Source organism: Acidimicrobiales bacterium, assembly GCA_041394185.1.
In the GTDB taxonomy this organism is placed as follows: Bacteria; Actinomycetota; Acidimicrobiia; order Acidimicrobiales; family Poriferisodalaceae; genus JAAETH01.
The window spans coordinates 958,210-980,482 of record JAWKIQ010000002.1; the positions used below are offsets into that span (position 1 = coordinate 958,210).

The following is a 22,273-nucleotide window of genomic DNA, read 5'->3' on the forward strand; positions in this document are numbered from 1 at the left end:
TTCCTCAGGCTCTGTGGTCTAGGAGTCGGGGACTCGAGCCCACGGGTTCGGAGTAGGTGACCTTGTCTTTGCCCGCACCTATGAGCGAGTCGAGGGTCCTCATCACCAGGAGGTGATTCGATGAGACGACGCCCCCGGCCCGTGCCAAGCGATCGCGGGTCTTGGCCACCAGCGAGTCGAGTTCGATGAGTTGTTCGACCAGCTCGTCGCGGCGATCGTTGGGTGATCGGCTGACCAGACCGACGAGGGTCTGCGAGTCAGGCGGCAGGTTGTAGGCGGTCGAAACGCGGCGCGAGGTGTCTATCGCCCGTTCGGCCGCAATGCGAAACCGCGCCAGCGACGAGGTCATCTCGTTGCTCAGGAGATCCAGATGGCTGCGGTCGTCGCTGGCCGCGTGTAGCGCCAGTACCGTCGAGCGATAGTTGAGCTCGTCGAGCGCCTCTCTCACGGCATCGACCTGCGACGCCAGCACGTCGAAGGGCTGGGTCGATTCGGTCGCCGGCCCGGGCGCGCCAGGTCCAGCGACGTCGATGTCGCGATGAGATGCCTCACCGGGATGGACCTGCGGTGTCACAATGGGGTTGTCGACCGCAGGGCCCCATCGGTTTAGCGGGCCCGGCCCGGTGCGAAAATTTTCTTCCGGAATCGCTTCAGAAACAGAACTTGCGGTCGACAGTGACCCACTGTCGATGAGACACCCGGCGCCAATTGCGTCGATCGTCGACCCAGGGAGGGACCATGAACGACGACACGATCGAATTGACCAACGTCGAGGAACGGCTGCAAGAGCGCATCCGCGATCTCGAATCAGAGAATGCGCACCTGCGTTTGCAGCTCGCGATCATGTCCTCGACCGATCCGGTCACGGGCCTTGCCAACAGGGCTGGCATCGTCGATTCGATCGAGGTGGCGATCAACCGGCTGCCCCGGATGAGCGAGCCCTTTGCCGTCGTCGGCGTGCGGTTCCCGCAGCTCAACGAACTGAACGACGACGACCTTCGCATCGACGCCGTTCGTGATCTGGGCGCGCTGCTGGCCGCCGGGTTGCGCAACGTCGACCGGGTTGGTCGCATCGACGACACCACGTTCGTCGCAGTGTTGGCCAACATTCCAACCGACCACGTCTCCACGGTTACAGACCGCACCCGCGGCACGCTTGGGGCGCTGGTCGAGGTCGCCGGCCTGCCCGAGTCTTCGCTGGAGCCTGGCCTTTGTGCGATCTCGGTGGTCGATCCGGCTCACCAGACGAACGCGATGGTCTTGCTGGAGACGATCTCCGAGCACCTGTCGTCGGGCGAGACCTCGTTGGTCGTCTTCTGACCCAGGTCCGGGCGCTGTCAGCCCTGCTGACAGGCGTCCTCGATGATTCGCCTGACGGCCTTCCAGCCCGCCTCGCGGGTCATGTCGGCCATGACCCATTCGCCTCTCAGCTTGGCCTCGCCCGGCTTCAGCGTCGGGTCGGCTGCCACAACGATGGCGTCGCCGGGTAGGGCCTTTGCCAGCAAGGCGATGTCTTCTGGGTTGGCGTCGATGGTCACAGGCCCCGAGGGCAGCGACTCGAGCTCTAGCTGAAGGCGGTTGGCCAGCGCCTGACCGCCATCGTGTGGTGTGCGATCCATCACCCTGGTGGCTATCTCGATGGCGAGATCGATCAGGGCTTCGGTGGCCTGTCGGCGTGAACGGTCGTCGAGGTTCGCCAGAGCGGTAGCCGAAGACGAGATGCTGTTCGACAGCGACTCGATGCGGTCCGACGCGCGGGTCATGCCCTCGGCGAATCCGCGGTCGTAGCCCTCGCGCCGGGCCTGGTCGAGCCGTTCGTCGAGCTGGGCTGCAAACCTCGGGTCCAGCCTCGACAGCTCGTCGATGCCCGGTTGGGTGACGGTGCGCGGCCCCGATGGGGCCTGCGGCACGTCGTTTGGCTTGTTCGGCTGTGGGATCGCAAATGCGCCCTGGCGCACGACGCCTCCAGATCGGCGGTTCATTCGATGAACCCGCCGTCTGCGCCGGCTCGCATGGTGACCCTGCCCTCTTCTTCGAGCCTGCGGATGACGGCCACGATCGAGGTCTGAGCTCCCTCGACCTCGCTGACCTTCACCGGACCGAGGAATTCGATTTCATCCTGCAGCGAGGCCTTGGCGCGCTCGGACAGGTTGCGGAACACAGCGTCTTTGACCTCGTCCTTGACGCCCTTCAACGCCAAGGCCAGCTCCTTGGTGTCGACGGTGCGCATGACCTCTTGGAGGTCCTTGTCCGACATGCCGACGATGTCCTCGAAGATGAACATGAGGGTGCGGACCTCTTCGGCCAGTTCGGGTTCGGCTTCGGCCAGATGTCCCAGGATGTTCTTCTCGGTCGTGCGGTCGGTGGTGTTCAACAGGCCGGCAAGGCCTTCCGCGCCCGCCGACCCAGACGAGAGGTCTGCACCCGTCACGTTGCCCAGCCGCGTTCTCAGGCTGATCTCAACGGCGCGGATGATGTCGGGGCTGGCCGGTTCCAGCCTGGCGATGCGCAGTGCCACGTCGCACTGCAGGTCCTTGGGCAAAGAGGTCAGGATCTTCGCACCCAGCGATGTGGGCAGATGACTGATCACAAGCGACACGGTCTGCGGGTGCTCGTCGATGATGAACTGCAGGATGTGGTCGGCCTCGAACTGGGCGAGGAATCCGAACGGCCGGTTCTGGGCTGCGTCGAGCAGCCTCTGGATCATCTCTTCGCTGCGACCGCCCCTCCAACTCTCGAGAAGGGTTCGTGCGTAGTCGATGCCGCCGACCGAGTTCACGTTGCCGCTTATCGCATCGCTGTAGAACTGGTCGAGCACGCCGTCGAGGGTGGTGGAAGGTACCCGACCAAGGCGCGATATCTCCTGGGCGACGGCCTCCACCTCGGTCTCGTCCATGAACGCCAGGATCGTCGCGGCCCGCTCGGGTCCGACGGCTATCAGGAAGGCGGCCACCTTCTGACGCGCCGTCATCTCGGCCAGTTCGGTCATCTCGTCTAGCCCTCAGCCAGCCAGCCACGCAGCAGGGTGGCGATGTCTTCGGGTTGGCGCTGCACCAGGTCCAGAACCTCGGTGCGCACCGAGGTGTCATCGCTGTCGCGATCGATGCTGGTCTCGCCCAGTTCGCCGGCGACCGCAGCTGCCAACGCCGGTGCCGGCGTTCCCTCAGCCAGTTCGATGGCATCCTCGGAAGGCTTCGTGCGCTTGCGACCCACCAATATCAGCCCCACGGCCGCGATCAGCAGGGCCAGCGCGCCCGCCACCTGGGGTATCAGGTCGAACATGCTCGAGGCCGGGGCCTGGGCTGTGGTGAGCGGGTCGGCGGTGCCTTCTTCTGGCACGGCGAACGGTGCGGCCGTCACCACGATGGTGTCGCCGCGCTCTGGAACGATGCCGATGCTGGCCGCGATCAGGGATTGGAGGGCCTCGGGGCTTGGAACAGGGTTGCCGGTCAGCGAGCCGTCATCCACCACGATGCCGACGTGCAGAGCTTCGACATCACCTGGCGCCTTTACCGTGTTGGTGATGACGTTGTTGATCCCGTACTCGGTGGCCAGTTCCTGCTTCTCGTAGTCGATCGTGCTGGTGTCGTCAGTGCCGTCGGGGTTTACGCCGTCGACGCCTGTCACGCCTCCAGGGGCAGCCGAACCGGGTCCGGTGAAGGTCTCGGTGACGCTGCTCTCGCGGATGGCGACTGCAGTTTCGGGGTCGTAGGTCTCCTGGCGTGACTCGACCTGGTCGAAGCTCAGGTCGGCGCGGACCATCACCGATGCGCGGTCGCCCGCTCCCGCGGTCACCAGCAGTCGGGTGATGTCCTGCTCGAGGCGTTGCTCGAACTCGACGGTGCGAAGTACGTCGCGTCCGTTGGCGGTTGCTGGGTCTGCTCCATCGTCTGCGGCTTTCAGTGTGCGGCCCTGCAAATCGATGACGCTCACCGAGCCGATGTCGAGGTTCTCGACTGCGCCTGCCACCAACTGGGCGACAGCGTCGGTCTCCGACAACGAGAAGTCCGATGGCACGTCGACTATCACCGAGGCTTCGGCAGCCGCCCCATCGCCGAACAGACCGGCGTCGGGTATCACCAGGTGAACGGTCGCTGAGTTGATCCGGTCGAACTCGGAAAGGGTTCGGGCCAACTCGCCCTCGAGGGCGCGTTGAACGTTGATGCGTTCCAGATTGCTGCTGACAGCCAGGCCCTGGTTGTCGAGCAGTTCATACCCATCGCGGGTCATGTCTTCGCTGGTGTCGAGACCTGCGGCGCTGAGCCCGACCCGCGCCGAGTTCAGGTCGGCTCTGTTGACCATGACCCTGGTGCCCGCTGCCTCGACCCGATAGTCGACGCCGAGGCGGTCGAGCTCGTTGGTGATGTCGGCCAGCTCCGAAGCCGGAACGTCGGCGGCCAGCACCGAATAGGAGGGGCTGGAGATCCAGTTGAAGAACAGCACAGCGGCCAATCCGAAAACGGCAATGGCAGCACCCACCATGAACCTGTGGGCGATGGGCATCGCCTTGCCTACGGCAATCAGGCGATCTCTCGGGCTTGCGGATGTATCGGCCATGCACCAGACCTCGGCAGAGTGAGTCTGCCGGCGTGAGGCTCGTCCGTGAGCTGTTCAGTTCCCGATGGTTCGTCGGCCGCGCCGGGGACCAATCAAGCGCTCACGTCAGGCTGTCGGCAACCATGTAGGCGCGATGAGCGACGGTGGCCTTTCGGCTGTGCTCGACCTCGCCTCGGGTCGCTTCTAGCTTCTCCAGCAGAGAGCCCGCCGCTATGGCGGCCTTGGCCTGAAGGGCCTGGAAGCGCTGCAGTTGCTGCGGGGTCGGGTCGGCGATCGAAGATCGTGGCGGAATGAACGCGTGCGTGGGCACCTGTGAGTCGGTGGCCAACGCCAACGAGATCGCCTCTATCCGGCGCTCGTAGTCGTCGAGAAGGTCATCCCACGTCGTCATGCAGAGTCCGCTCTATCGGTTCAGCGTGGGCAGCAGGCTGGCGAGGTAGTTGCCTTGCCCCTGAAGCTGACCCAGGGCGCTTTCCATTGCCGTGAACTCGCGCCGCAGTTGTGCCTCGCGCAGCGCCATTCGTTGTTCCATCGCTGTGATGGACTCGTTGACGTCGGTGATTCGGGTGTCCCACTCCGAGCGGGCCCGGGCGATCTCGCCGTCGACGCCTTCGTACGAGTCGAGCCAGGCGTCCAGTCGGCCGCTGAGACCCTGGGAGATGGTGACGCTGCCGGCTGTGTAGTTGCCGGCGCCCACATCGTCCGAGCTGGCTGTGACCTGCACCGACAGGCCCGCCGGGTCGCCTTCGTCGGCTTTCAGAATGCGGCCACTGCCCGTTGCGGCCTGCCCGCCGATGGTTCCGGCGACGTCGGTTCCGGCGGCCGTGGCGTTCAGGCCGAACGCCGAGTCGTTCCAGATGGCCAGCTCGTACTGTGACCCGAACGCATCGGGCACGCTGATCCGCAGCGCGTCGCCGCCCGAGATGGCGACGCTGTCGGCCAACACCTCTTCGAGACCGTACGAGGCGAGATCGGAGTTGATCGAGTCGATGGCCTGCTGCAGGGTCGAGCCGTTGGCCACGGTCACCAGGGCGTTGACTCCGCCGTATTGGATGTTGAATTCCTGCAGTTGAGCTGGCGACTGGAAGACGCTGCCCACCGCCGTCGGAGCCGTCGCGGCGGTGTCGACGACCACACCGTAGGTTCCTGGCTGGGTTGCCGAGGTGGCGTTGGCGTACGACACCTTGCCTGAGTCGGAAGAGCCGTTGCGGGCGAACAGGGCCACCACGCTCTCGAAGTCCGAGCTGAGCGCGTCGTTCAGCTTGGTCTCGTCGACCGAGTAGCTGCCATCGCGCTCGAACTCGATGCCGATGTCGCCGATGGTGCGGAAGTTGCCCGAGTTGGAGACGACCTCGCTCATGGCGTCGCGAATCGACAGGATCATGTCGCGTGCGGTCGAGTCGTTGGTCAGTGGCGAAGAGGTGTTCGACTCGGCGTTGTAGTTGGTCTGGCGCTCGAGTTCTTTCAGCAGAGCGTTGGTGGCCGTGACCATCGACTTGATGGCATCGGCCGTCGACTCGGTATCGCGGGTGACCTCGATGCGCACCGGCTCGGTGGTTACCTGCTTGGCCTCGAAGCTCACACCGTCCATGACGTTGTCGAAGGTGTTGGAGGACCTGGTGACCTCGAGCCCCGTGACCGGATCTCCGATACGGATCTTCGCGTCGGCTCCGGTCGTCAGCACCTCCGACGAGGCAAACCCGCCCAGGTCGCTCGTCATGGTGAACTGCGAATCGAGCCCACTGTCCTTGGCGGTCAGCAGCAGCCGGTGGTCGTTCATGCCCACCTCTATGACCGAGGCGGTGACCTTGCCGTTGGCGCTGTTGATCTGCTGAGCCAGTCCCTCCAGTGTGGTGCTGGAATCGGTCGTGATGTCGATGTCACCTTCGGAGGTGGATATCGAGAACGACCCCGCTCCCACGAGGGTGTCGCGCGCCCCGAATCCGGCGCCGGTGGCGACCTGGTGGTTGGCGGCCAACTGGTTGACGGTCACGTTCACGCCCGACGCGGGGGGAGTACCGGTGATCGAGACGCTGAGTGCGTCCTCGTTTCCGCTCTTGACCTTGACGAAGCTGTTGAAGTCGCTGACCGAGCGCAGAGCATCGGTGCTGGTTCGCAGTTCTGAGACCTTGCTGGTGATAGAGGTCCAGGCAGCAAGCTTCTGGTCGTACTCCTGACGCCGAGCTTGCATCCGTGAGATCGGGGCGCGCTCGACCGTCATGAGACTGTCGATCAATGCGCCTGTGTCAAGCCCAGACGCTATTCCACTGAACGAAACCGTTGGTGAAACCATCGCCGTTGAGGTCTTCTACTAGAGGTGAAGTTCCAATCGGCAGGCGTCAGGGCCGCCTTGACCGCTTTTGTGGTATTTCACCGGATCGAAATCACTCATCGTGGTCACTGCTGGAGCAGCTGTGCGACGGTGCGGGGCATTACGTTGGCCTGAGCCAGCATTGCGGTGCCGGCCTCGGACAAGATCTGGCTGCTGGTCATCTTGACCATCTCTAGCGCCATGTCGGTATCGCGGATCCGGCTGTCGGACGCGGTCAGATTCTCCTGGGCCACCAGCAGGTTGTCGATGACGTGTTCCAGACGACCGGTGGCTGCGCCCAGGTCGCTTCGCATCGATGAGACTTCTTCGATGGCCAGGTCGATGACACCGATAGCGCCGTCAGCATCGACCGAGAGGTCGACGGCGTCGAGACCACCACCCGCCAGGATGGTCGGGTCGAGCCGGAGGTCGCGAGAGATCGACAGTTCGTCGCCTGTGGTGGATCCGACGCCGATGTGGAACACCAGCGGATCGGCCGACAGGTCGCGAAACACCTGCACGTTGGCAAACCGGGTTCGCTGTTCGATCGACAAGATCTCGTCGCGAAGGGCATCCAACTCGGTCTGCTGGGGGGTTCCGTCTGTCCCAGCGGTGTTCGCGGCATCGATTGCGAGGGTTCGCATCCGCTGAAGCACCGAGTGCACCTCGCCCAGGGCACCTTCGGTCGTCTGCAGGAAGCTGACAGCGTCCTGGGCATTGACGGTGGCCTGCTTGGTGCCGCTGATCGCCGATCGCAGACCTTCCGAGCGCACGAGGCCTGCGGCATCGTCGGTTGCTCGGTTGATCTTCTCACCAGACGACAAACGCTCGAACGAGCGCTCGAGGGTCGCGTTGCTGGTGGTCAGGTTGCGAAAGGCGTTGAATGCCGAGATGTTCTGGTTGATGCGCATCCGGGTTCCCTCCCTAGATTCGGCCCGACACCCTCTTGGTGGTCGGTGCAATCCGAATTCGGTGGGATGGTCGACCGGAGTCGCAGTTGATTAAGGGTCGTCAGGCCTGAGCCTGCTCGACCCCCTGGTACCAGGCGTCGCGAAGCTCGCCGATGATCTGGCGGACGGTCACCAGACCATCGCCCGACTTCTCGACATTGGCTTTGACCATGGTCTCGTAGCAGTAGTCGTACAAGTCACGCAGGTTGGCAGCTATCTCGCCTCCAGCCTCGTGATCGAGTGAGAATCGGAGCTCGTCGAGGATCAATTGTCCTCTCACGAGTTCGGCGTGAACCGTCGACGGGTCTTTGCCCGTGTCCAGTGCTGCCAGCGATCTGTCGAGGCCGAGCAGTAGCCGGTCATACAGCATCGTGATGAGACGAGCAGGGCTCGCCGTTGTCACCGATTGTCGTACGTACTCAGCGCGCACTCTGCCTCGCTTGTCCGATCATGCTTCGTTGCTTTCCGCACTCCGGCGTCGTGTTCACGCGCCGGTGGGTGCAGGACCCGGTCGAGCCGCTGGTCTCCCGTCGGCGGAGCGCGCCCCTATTCAAGGGGATCGTTCCGGCGAGCGAGCTTCGCCTAGCCCAACAGCGACAGGATCGACTGTGGCTGGGCGTTTGCCTGGGCAAGCATCGACGTGCCGGCCTGGACCATGATCTGGTGGCGGGTGAACGCAACCATCTCGAGGGCCATGTCGGCGTCCCTGATGCGGCTCTCGGAGGCCGACAGGTTCTCCTGTGCGACCTGCAAGTTGGCAATGGTGTGTTCCATGCGGTTCTGGGTGGCGCCCAGAACAGACCTGATGTCCGACACAGCCGAGATGGCGTTGTCGATCGTGGTGATGGCCGAGTCGGCGTCTGTGGTGACGTCGATCGCTGAGATGTCGACGCTGAACACGGTGTTCGAAGCCATGGTCAGGTCGTCGGTGATCTCCATCTTGTTGATGGCGCCGGCGTTGGGGCCCACGTGGAACGTGAGCGAGCTGGTGCCGTAGTCCTGGAACACCTGGTTGCCGGCGAACGTCGAGCGGGCACCGATGGCGTCGAGCTCGGCGAGGAGCTCGTCGATCTCTGCCTGCTGCGGAACGCCGTCAGAGGTAGCGGTGTTGGCGGCATCGATTGCCAGGGTCCGCATGCGCTGCAGCATTGCGTGGACCTCGCTGAGGGCGCCTTCGGCGTTCTGCACGAAGCTGATGCCGTCCTGGGCGTTCTGGATCGCTTGGCGGCTGCCATTGATCTCAGAGCGCAACCGCTCGGACTTGACGAGGCCGGCCGCATCGTCTGCGGCACGGTTGATCCGGAAGCCTGACGACAACTTCTCGAGGGTCTTGCCCATCGAGATGTTGGTGCCGGACAAGTTCCGGTAGGCGTTGAACGCCGCGATGTTCTGGTTGATTCTCAACACACACCTCCGTGTGACGTGTTCGAGCCGATTCCGTCCGGCTCCGAGGGAGTTCGTCGACGGGGGTCGATATCAGGCAAGCATTTGTGCCAAACAAATCCAGAAATTTCTCGTGGCGGTGCAAAAAGCACAAACGGCGGACCGCCCAGAAGGGCGATCCGCCGTTTGAGACGCGATGCGAGACTACGTCAGAGCAGTGACAGGATCGACTGGTGCGATGCGTTCGCCTGGGCGAGCATCGAGGTACCGGCCTGAGCCATGATCTGGTGGCGTGTGAACGACACCATCTCCATGGCCATGTCCGTATCACGGATGCGGCTCTCGGAGGCCGACAGGTTCTCCTGTGCGACCTGGAGGTTCGCGATGGTGTGCTCCATACGGTTCTGGGTAGCACCGAGGGTCGACCGGATGTCGGAGACCGAATCGATGGCATTGTCCAGAGTGGAGATGGCGCCGTCGGCGTCCGACGTCAGATCGACACCAGAGATGTCGGTGCTGAAGACGTCAGCCGAGGTAAGCGTCAGGTCGTCGCTGATGGCCATCCGGTTGGTGGCGCCGTTGTTGGCGCCAACATGGAAGGTCAGCGAGGTGGTGCCATAGTCCTGGAACACCTGGTTGCCGGCGAACGTCGAGCGGGAGCCAATGGCGTCGAGCTCGGCGAGGAGCTCGTCCATTTCAGCCTGCTGGGCGCTGCCGTCGGAGGTCGCGGTGTTGGCCGCGTCAACCGCCAGGGTGCGCATGCGCTGAAGGATCGAGTGGACCTCGCTGAGTGCACCTTCAGCGGTCTGGACGAAGCTGATGCCGTCCTGAGCGTTGGAGATGGCCTGACGAGTGCCGTTGATCTCAGAGCGCAGACGCTCGGACTTGACGAGTCCTGCTGCGTCATCGGCGGCCCGGTTGATCCGGAAGCCCGACGACAACTTCTCGAGCGACTTACCCATGCTGCTGTTGGTCGTCGAGAGGTTGCGGAAGGCGTTGAACGCCGAAATGTTCTGATTGATTCGCGTCACTTCTTGTGACCTCCTGTACTGCGATTCGCACCGACATCCGTGTCGGCCCTCCTTCCATCGGTCACCCTCTGCGCGATTGTGAGGAGAAATGTCGAGTGATCGCTTTTCTGTCCGGCGGTCTCGTCGACACATCTCGGCCGCTGGTGGCCGCTGTGCCCCAAACCCCCGCTTCAACCGGGCTCGGCCACTGAAGTCGGAGCCCCTCGGGTCGACTTCTCAACGGTGACCGTGCCCACCGGCGAGCTTGCGAGCATCGAACTCCACCGAGAGGCCTTCGGCGATCTGCTGGTCCGCATGGAAACAGCCATCGTCAGGGGTCGCCACGAAGCGGCAGCAGCGCTTGGTGCCATGGCCGCCGACTTCGCCTCGCGCCACCATCCAGGCTGGTTCGCTCACCCCGACCTCGAGCGCATGCTGATTCAGCTCGGAGGCACCATCTCCGTCGCCACCAGCGAGGTTCCCAGATGTGGTCACATACACCTGGTAGACGTCGCTGCGCCTGGGCCGGTCTTCGACATTGCCGAAAAGATGCAACTGGTGGCCGCTGACCACTCCGAGGTGGTCATCGTCGAACCCTCGACCAACCCACTGGCTCGGGCCGCTGAGCTGAGGCGCAAGATCGACGAGGCCGAGGTGGTGTTCTTGCACACCGAACCCCAGGCGGTCGAGATGACCCTCGCCCTTGCCGGTTGGCGATCGCGACCGCCGGTTGTGGTCGTCAATCATCACGAAACCGTCTTCTGGACTGGGGTCGGCGTTGCAGATGTATTGGTGTCTCACACCGCCTCCGGGCGAGCGCTGGGGGTAGACCGCCGATTCGTCAGCCCGGCTCGGTCGCGGCTGCTTCCCGGCCGCGATGTGTCGCCCGACATCTGGCGAGGATGGGTCGAAGATGTCGACCGCATCGTGCGGGCCATGCACCCGGCGTGGCTGCCCCAGGCGTGTCTGCCGGCCCCGGCATTTCCGAAAGATCTCGAGATAGCCCAGTGGCAGCGGGTTGCGGGTCGTTCCGACGGCTTGGCAGCATCTTGGGCCCGGTCGGGCAGGCTCCTCGAAAGGCCTGACCGTCCGTCGCTCAGTGTGGTGGTCGTCGGTCGAGAGGGGGCCTCGACGCTCGAGTGCCTGCATCGGGTGCTCGACGCAGCGCCCGATCGCGAGGCGCCGCAGCTGATAGTGATCGACACCGGACACGACCCCGACCTGGCCGACCTCTTGGACACCCTGGGCGGCCTGGTGTTGAGGGTTCCGATGAGCCCCGGCTCGGAACCCGATCCGCTGGCCGACGGCTTGCGTTGGTGCTGGGGAAGCGAGTCGGTGCTGCTGCCCGATGCGTGTCGCCCCGAGCCTGCGGCCTGGTCGGAGGCGCTGACCGCCCTGCGATCCACCGAAGGCGGTCTAGTCCGTCGACCCGACCAGAACGGGGTCGAGCAGATCTTCGTTCGGACCGAACTCGTCACCCTCGGTGCGGGCCCGGGCACGGTAGGCGAGAAAAGTTCTCGATTGGTCACCCCGTCATGACTTGGAACGCGGTACTCATTGGTGGCGCTCGATTCGGCGCCACCAGCCAGGCCTCGTTTCGAGATCACAGCCTGTTGGGAGGAAACTAATGCGTGTTTTGGTGTGCGGCCGCGGGGCCGCAGATCCGAGAAGCGCCGTGTCGGCACATGTCGTCGGGTCGCTTCGCGAACTGGGCCACGAGGTCATCACCTTCGATCCGGTGGCTGTTGGCCAATCCGGGTTCATCAGGTCTGATGCCGAGGGCGCGCTGCGCCATCTCCTCCACACCTATGGACCGCACATCCTGGTGCACGTTCCCACCCCGGGCGATCTGTCTGCTCGCCAGGTTCGCTTGGCCACCGCCGAGACGGGCACCGTGGCCGTAGCTGTCCACACGTCGACCGTGTTCGCCGATGCCGTCACCCGTCACCATGACGTCGAAGAGGCGTTGGCCGAGTACGACCTCACGACGGTGTGCGATCCGTCCGTCTATCAACGCCTTGCCCCCTACGGCAGCTATCGCCTTTCGATGCTGGCGCCGGCCGTCGAACCCTCGATGCTCGATCGGGCGATCGAACCCGAGCGGCGCGACGGTGTGGTGATCATCGGTGAACCCGATGATCGCGGCGCCGACATCGCCCGCATGGTCCTCGAGGCCGGCGTCTCCGTGCGGCTTTACGGATCTGGCTGGAGCCTCCACCCCGACCTGGTCGAGCACTCGTTTGGTCGGGTTGCCCACTCTGAGTTGGGGAACGTCTTGGCGGGCGCAGCGCTGCATCTCGAGTTGCCTGCCCACGTGTCGAGCCAGGCGCTCGCCCAGATCTCGGCTTGGGAAGCGCCGGTGTCTCAGTGCACTCTCGACGCCGCCGCCGTCGCGACCCCGACGCTGACGCTCGAGCGCGGCGGAATCAGCTCGGTCTTCTCACCGGGATCCGACATCGCCACCTTCGTCAGTGACGCCGACGTCGTTCAACTGGTGCCGATGTTGTTGGCCGATCAGCAGGGTCTGCGCGAGATGGGCGAGGCTGCGGCAGACACCGTCCGGTCAACGGCACTCTGGAGCCAGCGATGGGACGCCTTGTTCGCTCCCTTTGCGTCGGCCGATGACGACGGCGAGTACGTGGTGGTCGAGTCAGCTCTGGTCGAGCGGGTTCCGGTCACGGTCTGAGTTGCCCGAAGCCGATTTCCTAAATCTTCATCGGGGCATTCAACTCTGAACCCATAGTGCCGACCCGTTTGTGGAAGGGAGAGTGCGCTGTGGTCGCAGCCGTCGACATACACAAGATCGTCAATTCCAAGGACGTCCCGACGCCTCCCACGGTTTTGCTGCACATCCTCGAGGTCAACCGCAACCCCGAGGCGGGTCTCAGCGAACTCGTCGATGCGGTGTCGATGGACCCGGCTTTGACGGCAAAGGTCATCGCAGCCGCCAACAGCCCGATGTATCGCCGCGCGCGTGAGGTGACCTCGCTCGACCGCGCGGTGGCTCAGGTAGGCGTCCGCAGCGTCGTCACCCTCGCACTGGCTTTTTCGATCACTCGAACGATGCCCACTACCGGCCAGATCGGCGGCCTCAGGCTGGGGGTCTTTTGGGTTCGCTCGGTAACAGCGGCGGTTGCGGCCAAGGCCGTCGCAGCCCGCGTCCTGCCCGAGCTACAGGAAGAGGCATTCTTTGCCGGGTTGGTCTCGGACCTGGGTCGAGTCCTGCTGGCCCGATCGGCTTCCGAGCAATATGAGGCACTGGTCGAGCAGGCACACGGCTGGCCCACCAACGATGCAGAAGACCGCAGCTTCGGGGTCAACTCTCGAGACGTCACCGAGGAGCTCCTTCGCAAGTGGGAGCTGCCCGAGTTGTTCACGAACGCACTGTCAGCCGTCGAGGCGTCCGATCTGAGCTCGGACGAGGAGGCCCAGATCGGCTGCATCGTCCAGTTCGCTGTCAAGATCGCCGAGATGTTCCAGGCCGGCGAAGACAGTGGCTACGTGCTACGCGAGGTCTTGGCAGACGCGAACGCGGTGGGGCTGACGGGTGACCAGGCCGACGAGCTGCTGGACGAGCTGCAGGAGCCCATCCTCGAGCTGGCGAGCCAGCTGCAGCTCGAGGTCAGCGAGACCGACCAGGCCGCGATCGTGGCGGGCGCCAGGACGCAACTGATCGAGTTGACCCTGGCGGCCGATGTCGAACTGCGCCACGAGCGTGATCGCCGCGAAAGCCTCGAAGCCGTCAACCGCGAGCTCGAGCAGGCTGCACTGCGTGATTCGCTCACCGGCCTTCCCAATCGCAGGGCCTTCGACGAGATCCTCGAGCAGCAGATGCGGCTTCGCATTCGTGCCGCCGACAGCCTGGCCAAGCCGATGGGCGTCGTGATGATCGATGTCGACCACTTCAAGAACGTCAACGACACCTACGGCCATGGGATCGGCGACGAGGTGTTGCGCGAGATGGGTTCGGTGCTCAAGGCCGCATCTCGCACCGAGGAGACCATCGCCCGCTACGGCGGCGAAGAGTTCGTGATGCTGGCACCGCTGGCGACTTCAGAGGAGCTGGCCAAAGCGGCAGAGCGTCTTCGCAAGCTGGTCGAATTGATCGAGGTCGAGACCGAACAGGGCATTCTCACCATCACGGCCTCATTCGGTTGTGCCGTGATGTCGGCACCCACCGACATGGCAGACGCCGAGAAGCTCATGGCGGCAGCCGACGCAGCCTTGTACGAGGCCAAGTCGGCCGGCCGCAACTGCGTGAAGATCTCACAGCAAGACCTGCACTGATCCGCAGGAGTGGGGTAAGCCCGGTCAGTGACCCTGCCGGCTGCTCAGCCAGGCACCGGTCAACACCAGGCAGCATCCCACTATGGCAAGAGCGGCAATGCTCTCATCGCGAACGAGCACGCCCAGTACCACCGCCACGACAGGAATCAGGTAGGTCACCACCGACGCCCTCGTTGCGCCGACGTTGCCGATCAGGGTTCCGAATGCGCTGTAGGCCAGGCCGGTTCCGATGACCCCAAGGGCTGCCACGGCCAGCATCGAAGGCCATTCGAAGTTCGATCTGGGCAGTCCGTAGATGCCGTAGGGCAGCACCAGCAGAGCGGCCAGGGCTTGCACCCGTGCCAGCACCGGCAAAGACCCGTATTTGTGCTGCAGGGGTGTGACTATGTTGGCCGAAACTGCGTAGCAGGCGGTAGCGGCGAGCACCAGCAAAACCCCCAGCCAGGCGGTGTCGCCCTCGCCGATGGTCGGCAGGCTGATGCAGGCCACGCCGGCGAACCCCGCCGTTATCCCCATGCGCTGGCGGGGCCCTGGCGGGCGCCTCAACAACACCGAAGCGACAACGGCCGTCAACGCGGGCATGAACGCGTTCAGCATTCCCGCAACCGAACTGGCGATCCACTGCTGGGCTATCGGAAACAGCGTCAGCGGTATGCCTATCCACGTCGCCGACAACAGGGCCACCCTTGGCATGTCTTCGCGATCGATCGGCACTCGCGACCTGGGCAGCAGAGCCAGCGTGGCGGCTCCAAATGCCACCCTTGCAAGGGTGATCACGCCGGGGTCGAATGCGTCGAGCCCCATCGAGATGAACAGGAACGACGAACCCCAGGTGAGGCTGATGCCCACCAACAAGAGCCAGTCGACGGAAGCGAAGGCCTCGTCGCTGCGGCCTTCGGTGGTCGATATGAGGCGCGCAGGTCGGGTCATAGAAGTGAGACCAGCAACTGTCTGGTCGCCGCTCGCTCGTCCGGCGAACCGAACTCCGACGCCGCAAGTGTGGTGACGCCGGCCTCTCGGAAGGTCTCGATTCGGGACGCGACCTCGTCGGCAGTTCCGATCAGGGCCAGGTCTTGGGGCCCGCCCAAACCCTCGTGGTCCAGCATCGCACGGTACGAGGGCAGCTGACCGTAGTCCGCATAGTCGCGCGCGGCCCGCTCGCGGGCCGCGTCGGGCTGTTCGGTCACACAAATTGGCACCCCTGCGACGATACGGGGCGCAGACCGACCGGCAGCCTGGGCCGCCTCGCAGATCGTCGGCACGGTCAGTTCGGCCAGGGTGCGCGGCCCGACCATCCAGGTGATGGTGCCGTCGGCCATCTGGCCGGTGAGCTTCAGCATCTGGGGCCCCAACGCGGCCACCAGCACTGGCGGGGCGGGCGCTTCGACCTCGATCTGGCCGCGGCTGACGATGGTCTCGCCCCCGAATGACGTTCGCTTGTCGCGCAGCAGTGGAACCAGGGCGCTCAGGTACTCACGCATGTGCCGCACCGGCTTGTCGAACGGATAGCCCCACATACCCTCGACCACGGGCTTGTGAGACAAGCCGATGCCCAGTGCCAGCCGTCCACCGATGGCCTGCTGGGTGGTCAGAGCCTGCTGGGCCAGCATCATCGGATGCCGCGGATAGGTGGGAATCACCGAGGTGCCCACCTCGATGTCGGGCACCTCGCGCGCGGCCACCGCCAGGGCCGTCAGGGCATCCAGGCCAAAGATCTGGGGCATCCAGTAAGAAGCAAAGCCCTGACCGCGAGTCGTTTTCAGCTCATGGGTCAGGGCTTCGATGGTCGGAGCGAATCCGAATACGGCGATCTGCACGGGGCTCTCCTGCGGTGGCGGAGCGCCCAAGTTAGACCGCCGCGGGGCTCACTTCTTCAGAGAAACGCGAATCTCGGTCAGCAGATCGATCTCGCTGGGGCCGGCCTCTTCGGCAGCCTCTTCTTCCTTGGACCGCTTGAAGTTGTTGTAGGCCTTGACCATCAAGAACACGATGAACGCGATGATCAGGAACGAGATCACGGTGTTGATGAAGCTGCCGTAGAAGATCTGGCCACCGTCATAGATCGTGCGACCGAACTCGTCGACGCTGACGGGGTCACCCCAGTGGATCGACAGCGCCGAGAAGTCGGGCTGTCCGAAGATTGCAGCGACGACCTGCATGATGACGTCGTTTACCAACGAATCGACCACTGGCTTGAACGCCAACGCCAGGATCAGGCCGACGGCGGCGTCGACGATGTTGCCCTTGTCAACGAATTCGCGGAATTCGGCGAGCAGGTTTTTCATTTTCTTTCGTGTCTCCTTGTGAGGTCCCCGCTGGGACGCTACTGCCAGCCGATTGGTCGCGTCATTTATTCCCATGTGTCCAACGCCACTAGGTTCGGCGGTCAGTTGTCAGACGAGTCTGGGGGTAGTCGATGAGTCTCGAAGGGCGCGTAGCTCTGGTCACCGGAGGCGGTCGTGGCATCGGGCGGGGAATCTCCGAGATGCTGGCCCAGGCCGGTGCCGCGGTAGCTGTCAACTATCGACGCGACGAAGAGGCGGCCAACGAAACCGTGGCTGCCATCGAGGCTGCCGGGGGCCGCGCCAAGGCCTATCAGGGGTCGGTCACCGAACCCGAAGACAACGAGCGCATGGTCGGTCAGGTGGTTGCCGATTTCGGCAAGCTCGACATCTTGATCCAGAACGGTGGCATCGCCAGCCGGGGCCTGCCCGTCGTCAAGACCGACGCCGCCGAGTTGCAGAGGGTCATGGCCACCCATGCGCTGGGTCCACACCATCTGGCCAGCGTCGCCATTCCGTACATGCGTGAGAACCCACGTTCCGACATGGTGTTCATCTCGTCGGTCGCCACCCTCAGCCACGGCGCCAACGGCGCCCCCTACTCGATGGGCAAGGCGGCCATGGAGTCGTTGGCGTTCACGTTGGCCAAAGAAGAACGGCCGCATGGCATGCACGTCAACGTGGTGGCACCTGGTCTGGTCGCCACCGACATGGGCTCGCGGCTGGCCAAGGCGGTCGTGGGCGTCGACGACATCAACGAACTCGATCGCATAATGCCGTTCGGCCATGTGTGTACGCCCGCAGACATCGCCAGGGTCGTCAAGTTCTTCGTCTCGGCCGAGGCCGGGTATGTCACCGGCGAGAAGATCAACGTTCACGGAGGCGGCCAAGACTGGCGCGCCTACGAGGAGGACTAGCACCATGGCCGGAGCATCGGTCGAAGAACTGAAGGCCAGGGCCGACGCCGAGGTCGACCGTTTGGCGCCGGTGCTGGTCGAGCTGAGCCACGACCTACACGCACATCCCGAGCTGATGTTCGAAGAGCATCATGCCCATCAGGTGCTCACTGACGCCATCGCGGCCGAGGGCTTGCAGGTGGTTCGGCACGCCCACGGGCTCGACACCGCTTTCAGGGTCGATGCTGGTTCCGAGGGCCCCATCGTGGCCGTCTGCTGCGAGTACGACGCCCTCGAGAACATCGGCCATGCGTGTGGCCACAATGTCATCGCCACTGCGGGTCTCGGCGCCGGGTTGGCGGCGGCCGCGTTGGCCGAGGCGGCCGGTGGCCGGGTGCGGTTGCTCGGCACGCCCGCCGAGGAGGGCGGCAACGGCAAGGGGCTCATGCTCGACGACGGGGCGTTCGAGGGTGTCGACGCGGCCCTCATGGTGCATCCGGGCGACCGCGAACTAGACCGCATGACCACCCTGGCTGTGGGCGTGGTGCTGGTCACCTATCACGGCCACGCCTCGCACGCCGCGTCAGCACCTTGGCTCGGGCGCAACGCACTCGACGCGGCGATCAACGGTTACAACAACATCAGCGCGCTGCGTCAGCAGATGGCTCCCGACCAGCGCATTCACGGTGCGTTCCAGGAGGTGCCCACCAGGTCCAACGTCATTCCCGAGCGGGTTTCGATCCGATGGGTGTGCAGGGGCGCGTCGGTCTCGTCGGTCAAGGACCTGTTGCCTCGGATGATCGCCTGCCTCGAGGCCGGTGGCATGGCGGCCGGTTGCCAGGTCGAAATGACCGAGCCTCGCATCGGCTCGCAGGTGCTCGACAATGCCGTGCTGGTCGAGCGATACGTGGCCAACTCACAGTCGATCGGTCGAAGCCCAGTTCGTCCTGGGCCGGCCACGGGCAACGTGTTCGGCAGCACCGACATGGGTGTGGTCAGCCGCAACTTTCCTTCGATTCACCCGGTCATCGCCCTGGCGCCCGAGGGTGTGGCCATTCACGAGCGGGCGTTCGCAGCTGCGGCGGCGTCAGAGGCAGCAGACCGGGCCGTTGTCGACGGGGCCAAGGCGTTGGCCCGCACCGTCATCGACATCTGGTCGGACGCCGAACTGAGGAATGCGGCTTGGCGTCAGCTCGACGCCGACAAGGCCGCCGACCCGCTCTAGGGTCGGTCGCCAGGTCCTCTCTCAGGCCCCGTACGCGCTGACGCGGACGGGTCGGGCGCTCTGGTGGCAGGCCACCAGCAGCGCCAGGTTCTGGCGTTGGTTCAACTGGAGGCTGCTCAATATCGCCTCGAGGTCGATCGGTATGAACTCCTCCCCACGCTCGGCGCTGAGCGTGGTCAACCGGTGCCAGTGGCGGCGGATGGCGAGAGCGGGACGAACCATGCCCCTCCATCGGAAGTTGACGCCGTCGACCTGAGCCAGATCTGCGCGATGTGGGTGCACAGTCCGGTACCATCGTGGTTCCCGTGAGGGGCTGTAGCTCAGCTGGCTAGAGCACCTGCTTTGCAAGCAGGGGGTCGTGGGTTCGAGTCCCATCAGCTCCACAAATCCGACCAAGGCCTTCGCCGCGGTCGTTGGCGTCTTGCGTTCCGCGCAACGCTCCTGCATCTGCGGTTGGCCAGCGGGCCTAGGTGGCAGGCGTCAGAGCCACCTCGAGTACGTCTTCGATCCTGGAAACGAAGCGGATGTCGAGTTGTTCCGCCACTTCCGAAGGCACATCGTCGACGTCGCCGCGGTTGCCCTCGGGAAGTACGACGGTGCCGATTCCGGATCGGTGGGCGGCCAACAGTTTCTGCTTTACCCCGCCGATCGGAAGCACTCTGCCGCCCAGGCTCACCTCGCCTGTCATAGCCACATCCGACCTCACCTTGCGGCCCGACATCAGGCTGACCAGGGCTGTCGTCATCGTGATGCCGGCCGAAGGGCCGTCCTTTGGGGTCGCCCCGGCCGGGAAGTGGATATGCAGCCGCCCGTCGCGAGCAGAGGCACCGAAGCTCTCGCCGGCTGACGACGCAACGGAGCGAGCTATTGCCGCGGACTCTTTCATCACATCGCCCAGCTGGCCGGTGAGCAGCGGCTCGCCGTCACCATCGACGATGGCCGTCTCCACAAGCAAGACGTCGCCGCCGGCGCCCGTGACAGCCAGACCGGTTGCGATTCCTGGCCGATCGATTCGATTGGCCGTCTCGTCGCGCGGAACGGCGTTGCCGAGGATCTCGCGCAGATCACCCTCACCGATCCGGATCGGCGCCGACTCGCCGGCAGCCAGGCGTGTCACCGCCTTGCGCACCAGCTTGTCGAGCAGTCGCTCGAGGCGGCGAACACCCGCCTCGCGGGTCCAGTCGGCGGCGACCCTACCCACGACGCCGTCCTCGAGCACCAGTTCGTCTTCTCGCAACGCGTTTCGCTGAAGGATGCGCGGCAGCAGATGAGTCTTGGCGATCGCAGCCTTCTCGTGTTCGGAGTACCCGTCGAGCGCGATGATCTCCATACGATCGAGCAGCGGGCCGGGAATCGTGTCGAGCACGTTGGCGGTGGCGATGAACACAACGTCTGATAGATCGAGCTCGAACTCGAGGTAGTGATCCCGAAACGAGTGATTCTGGGCTGGATCGAGCACCTCGAGAAGTGCGGCCGAAGGATCACCACGCCAGTCACCGCCGACCTTGTCCACCTCGTCGAGCAAGATCACCGGGTTCATTGAGCCGGCCTCGGTCAGCGCCCTGACCAGACGCCCGGGCCGTGCCCCAACGTAGGTCCGCCGATGACCTCGTATCTCGGCCTCGTCGCGGATTCCGCCCAGAGCCATGCGCACGAACTTGCGACCCAGTGCACTGGCCACCGATTCGCCCAGGCTGGTCTTGCCAACACCCGGCGGGCCCACAAGTGTCAGGATCACTCCGTGCTTGCGGCCCTCGGTCGACACGCCGCGCTCGCTCCGTAACTTACGTACGGCCAGGTGTTCGACCAGTCGCTCCTTCACCTGTTCCAGACCCGTGTGGTCGGCGTCGAGAATGCGGCGTGCCTCGGCGAGATCGATGCGCTCGTCGTCGGTTTCGGACCACGGGATGTCGGCCACCACCTCGAGCCAGGTGCGGATCCACGACGCCTCCATCGATTCGTCACCGATGCGCTCGAGGCGGGCGAGCTCCTTGTCGACCGCCTCGCGGACGTTTGTGGGAAGTTCCAGCTCCGCGAGGCGTTCGCCCAACTGGTCACCGTCTTCGCCGTCTTCGCCGAGCTCGGCCCTGATCGCTTGTAGTTGGCGCCGAAGCACCGCCTTGCGCTGCGCGTCGTCGAGCTCACCGGTGACCCTCTGATTGATCTCCTGTCGCACCTTGACCTCGGCTAGAGCTTCCTCGACCCAGTTCAGGGCCTTCTTCAGCCGTTCACCCACGTCGATGGTCTCCAGCAGCTCAAGCCGCTGATCGAGGTTGAGCTCGGGCCAGTAGCCGATCGAGTCGGCCAGCGCACCTGGCGAGTCGATCCCGTCGATCGCCGCAGCCATGCGCGCTCCGCCGATGCGTTCGAGCAGGGCTGTCGCCGCTGCCTTGTAGCTGATGGCCAGCGCTCTGTCGGTGTCGGTGATGGGTCGGTCCTCGACCGTCTCGGCCTCGACCCAGAGCGCGTTGGTCGAGCCGACAACACCCGAGCCGACACGAACCCGCCGTTCGGCTCGAAGCGTGATCGCCGCAGTACCGTCCGGCAACTTGCCCGTGTTCTCGATGCGGGCCACCACGCCAACCCGAGCGAATCGCCCTTCGATCCGGGGCACGAGCAACAGATTGCCTTCGGTCGCAGACTCGGCGGCCAGGCGCGCCTCTTCGGATTCGAGGGCGGCGGTGACGACCATGTCGGGCAACACGACGCCGTTCGGGAGGGGAAGGACGGGAAGAATCTGGGACTTCGTCGAGGTCATCGGATGGCTCCTTCCGCGGCAATGTCTCTTGCCAAGTAATGATGTAATCATGTAATTGTAGATATACGAGCCAAGATTCCACTGGCCGAGCCCCGGAGGCCCTCCATGAACGAGCAGAACTCGCTTTCAGATGAAGTCGCCGCCTGGTTCAACAGGCGAGTGCCCGAGGGCTGGTTCTCGGCTCCGGTGCGAACGCTGGTCGACAAGGACGAGATCTTGGTGGTCGGGTCGCTGGCAACCGGCAGCGACGCCGGGCGCGCCGAGCACGAGGCGGTGGCCACCAAGTTCCGTGCCGATACCAAGGCCGATCGCATCTCCATAGCCCTCGCGGCCGAGGACTTCTGGCAGCGCAAGGTCTCGTGGGCCGTTGAGATCGGCGATGTTCAGATGCGGTTCACGACCACATCGGTTCCGGTCATGACAAGGCTTCGCATCGACGAGCGCCTGGTGCTCGACACCCTTGTAGAGACGGGGGTCGCCAGGTCGCGATCACACGCGCTGGCTTGGTGCGTGCGCCTGGTCGGCCAGCATCAGGGCGACTGGATCGACCGCTTGCGCGATGCCATGGCCGACGTAGAACGCATTCGCTCCGAAGGCCCTAACGTCTGAGCCCG

22 protein-coding genes and 1 tRNA gene are annotated in these 22,273 nt (G+C 64.5%); 8 read left to right on the top strand and 15 right to left on the bottom strand.

The features are described from left to right. Positions 1-4: 4 nt before the first annotated feature. Positions 5-574, bottom strand: coding sequence for a hypothetical protein (locus tag R2770_12125; protein MEZ5281207.1), 570 nt, complete (start codon positions 572-574; stop codon positions 5-7). Positions 575-738: 164 nt separating this feature from the next. On the opposite strand from R2770_12125, the gene R2770_12130 reads away from it, so the two are divergent. Further along, positions 739-1,320 carry a GGDEF domain-containing protein gene (locus R2770_12130; GenBank protein ID MEZ5281208.1) on the top strand — a complete coding sequence of 194 codons (582 nt, stop codon included), beginning with the start codon at positions 739-741 and terminating at the stop codon, positions 1,318-1,320. A gap of 17 nt (positions 1,321-1,337) precedes the next feature. Here the strand turns inward: R2770_12130 and R2770_12135 are convergent, their stop codons facing one another. From R2770_12135 to R2770_12175, 9 genes are all read right to left on the bottom strand, one after another. After that, positions 1,338-1,982: a FliH/SctL family protein gene (locus R2770_12135; protein ID MEZ5281209.1), complete on the bottom strand. Its 645-nt coding sequence runs from the start codon at positions 1,980-1,982 to the stop codon at positions 1,338-1,340. Continuing rightward, positions 1,979-2,989, bottom strand: a complete 1,011-nt coding sequence (fliG, locus tag R2770_12140; protein MEZ5281210.1) for a flagellar motor switch protein FliG — start codon at positions 2,987-2,989, stop codon at positions 1,979-1,981. Before fliG ends, R2770_12135 begins: the two co-directional genes overlap by 4 nt. Before the next feature lie 5 nt (positions 2,990-2,994). Continuing rightward, positions 2,995-4,557, bottom strand: a complete 1,563-nt coding sequence (gene fliF, locus R2770_12145) for a flagellar basal-body MS-ring/collar protein FliF (GenBank protein ID MEZ5281211.1) — start codon at positions 4,555-4,557, stop codon at positions 2,995-2,997. A 100-nt stretch (positions 4,558-4,657) separates the two neighbouring features. Beyond that, a complete protein-coding gene (locus tag R2770_12150) occupies positions 4,658-4,948 on the bottom strand; it encodes a hypothetical protein (protein MEZ5281212.1) in 291 nt (96 codons plus the stop codon). 12 nt (positions 4,949-4,960) lie between these two features. Further along, positions 4,961-6,850 (bottom strand): flagellar filament capping protein FliD, encoded by a 1,890-nt coding sequence (fliD, locus tag R2770_12155; GenBank protein ID MEZ5281213.1) that lies wholly within the window; start codon positions 6,848-6,850, stop codon positions 4,961-4,963. A gap of 104 nt (positions 6,851-6,954) precedes the next feature. Further along, a complete protein-coding gene (locus R2770_12160) occupies positions 6,955-7,779 on the bottom strand; it encodes a flagellin (protein ID MEZ5281214.1) in 825 nt (274 codons plus the stop codon). Positions 7,780-7,879: 100 nt separating this feature from the next. After that, complete coding sequence (gene fliS / locus R2770_12165) at positions 7,880-8,248, bottom strand: flagellar export chaperone FliS (GenBank protein MEZ5281215.1); 369 nt, start codon at positions 8,246-8,248, stop codon at positions 7,880-7,882. 152 nt (positions 8,249-8,400) lie between these two features. Continuing rightward, complete coding sequence (locus tag R2770_12170; GenBank protein ID MEZ5281216.1) at positions 8,401-9,222, bottom strand: flagellin; 822 nt, start codon at positions 9,220-9,222, stop codon at positions 8,401-8,403. A 188-nt stretch (positions 9,223-9,410) separates the two neighbouring features. Further along, a complete protein-coding gene (locus tag R2770_12175) occupies positions 9,411-10,232 on the bottom strand; it encodes a flagellin (protein MEZ5281217.1) in 822 nt (273 codons plus the stop codon). Between the two features lie 222 nt (positions 10,233-10,454). On the opposite strand from R2770_12175, the gene R2770_12180 reads away from it, so the two are divergent. From R2770_12180 to R2770_12190, 3 genes are all read left to right on the top strand, one after another. After that, positions 10,455-11,750 (top strand): hypothetical protein, encoded by a 1,296-nt coding sequence (locus tag R2770_12180; GenBank protein ID MEZ5281218.1) that lies wholly within the window; start codon positions 10,455-10,457, stop codon positions 11,748-11,750. Between the two features lie 136 nt (positions 11,751-11,886). Continuing rightward, positions 11,887-12,897 (top strand): glycosyltransferase, encoded by a 1,011-nt coding sequence (locus R2770_12185; protein ID MEZ5281219.1) that lies wholly within the window; start codon positions 11,887-11,889, stop codon positions 12,895-12,897. A gap of 89 nt (positions 12,898-12,986) precedes the next feature. Further along, on the top strand, positions 12,987-14,498 hold the full coding sequence (locus R2770_12190; GenBank protein MEZ5281220.1) for a diguanylate cyclase: 1,512 nt from the start codon (positions 12,987-12,989) through the stop codon (positions 14,496-14,498). Positions 14,499-14,522: 24 nt separating this feature from the next. Here the strand turns inward: R2770_12190 and R2770_12195 are convergent, their stop codons facing one another. Genes R2770_12195 through mscL form a run of 3 tightly spaced genes read right to left on the bottom strand, consistent with a single transcriptional unit; the run spans position 14,523 to position 16,783 of the window. Beyond that, positions 14,523-15,428: a DMT family transporter gene (locus R2770_12195; protein MEZ5281221.1), complete on the bottom strand. Its 906-nt coding sequence runs from the start codon at positions 15,426-15,428 to the stop codon at positions 14,523-14,525. Beyond that, on the bottom strand, positions 15,425-16,315 hold the full coding sequence (locus R2770_12200; protein MEZ5281222.1) for an LLM class F420-dependent oxidoreductase: 891 nt from the start codon (positions 16,313-16,315) through the stop codon (positions 15,425-15,427). Before R2770_12200 ends, R2770_12195 begins: the two co-directional genes overlap by 4 nt. A 48-nt stretch (positions 16,316-16,363) precedes the next feature. Further along, positions 16,364-16,783, bottom strand: coding sequence for a large conductance mechanosensitive channel protein MscL (mscL, locus tag R2770_12205; GenBank protein MEZ5281223.1), 420 nt, complete (start codon positions 16,781-16,783; stop codon positions 16,364-16,366). 131 nt (positions 16,784-16,914) lie between these two features. Between mscL and R2770_12210 the strand changes: the two genes are divergently transcribed. Both R2770_12210 and R2770_12215 read left to right on the top strand, forming a co-directional pair. After that, on the top strand, positions 16,915-17,697 hold the full coding sequence (locus tag R2770_12210; protein MEZ5281224.1) for an SDR family oxidoreductase: 783 nt from the start codon (positions 16,915-16,917) through the stop codon (positions 17,695-17,697). A gap of 4 nt (positions 17,698-17,701) precedes the next feature. Beyond that, positions 17,702-18,901 (top strand): amidohydrolase, encoded by a 1,200-nt coding sequence (locus tag R2770_12215; protein ID MEZ5281225.1) that lies wholly within the window; start codon positions 17,702-17,704, stop codon positions 18,899-18,901. 21 nt (positions 18,902-18,922) lie between these two features. Here the strand turns inward: R2770_12215 and R2770_12220 are convergent, their stop codons facing one another. Beyond that, on the bottom strand, positions 18,923-19,183 hold the full coding sequence (locus tag R2770_12220; protein MEZ5281226.1) for a hypothetical protein: 261 nt from the start codon (positions 19,181-19,183) through the stop codon (positions 18,923-18,925). A gap of 27 nt (positions 19,184-19,210) precedes the next feature. Here R2770_12220 and R2770_12225 point away from each other — a divergent pair. Beyond that, positions 19,211-19,284: transfer RNA gene (locus tag R2770_12225), tRNA-Ala, on the top strand. A gap of 83 nt (positions 19,285-19,367) precedes the next feature. Here R2770_12225 and lon read toward each other — a convergent pair. After that, positions 19,368-21,659, bottom strand: a complete 2,292-nt coding sequence (gene lon / locus R2770_12230; protein ID MEZ5281227.1) for an endopeptidase La — start codon at positions 21,657-21,659, stop codon at positions 19,368-19,370. Between the two features lie 105 nt (positions 21,660-21,764). Here lon and R2770_12235 point away from each other — a divergent pair, with 105 nt between their 5' ends. Continuing rightward, positions 21,765-22,268, top strand: a complete 504-nt coding sequence (locus tag R2770_12235; GenBank protein ID MEZ5281228.1) for a hypothetical protein — start codon at positions 21,765-21,767, stop codon at positions 22,266-22,268. The last annotated feature ends 5 nt before the right edge of the window (positions 22,269-22,273 follow it).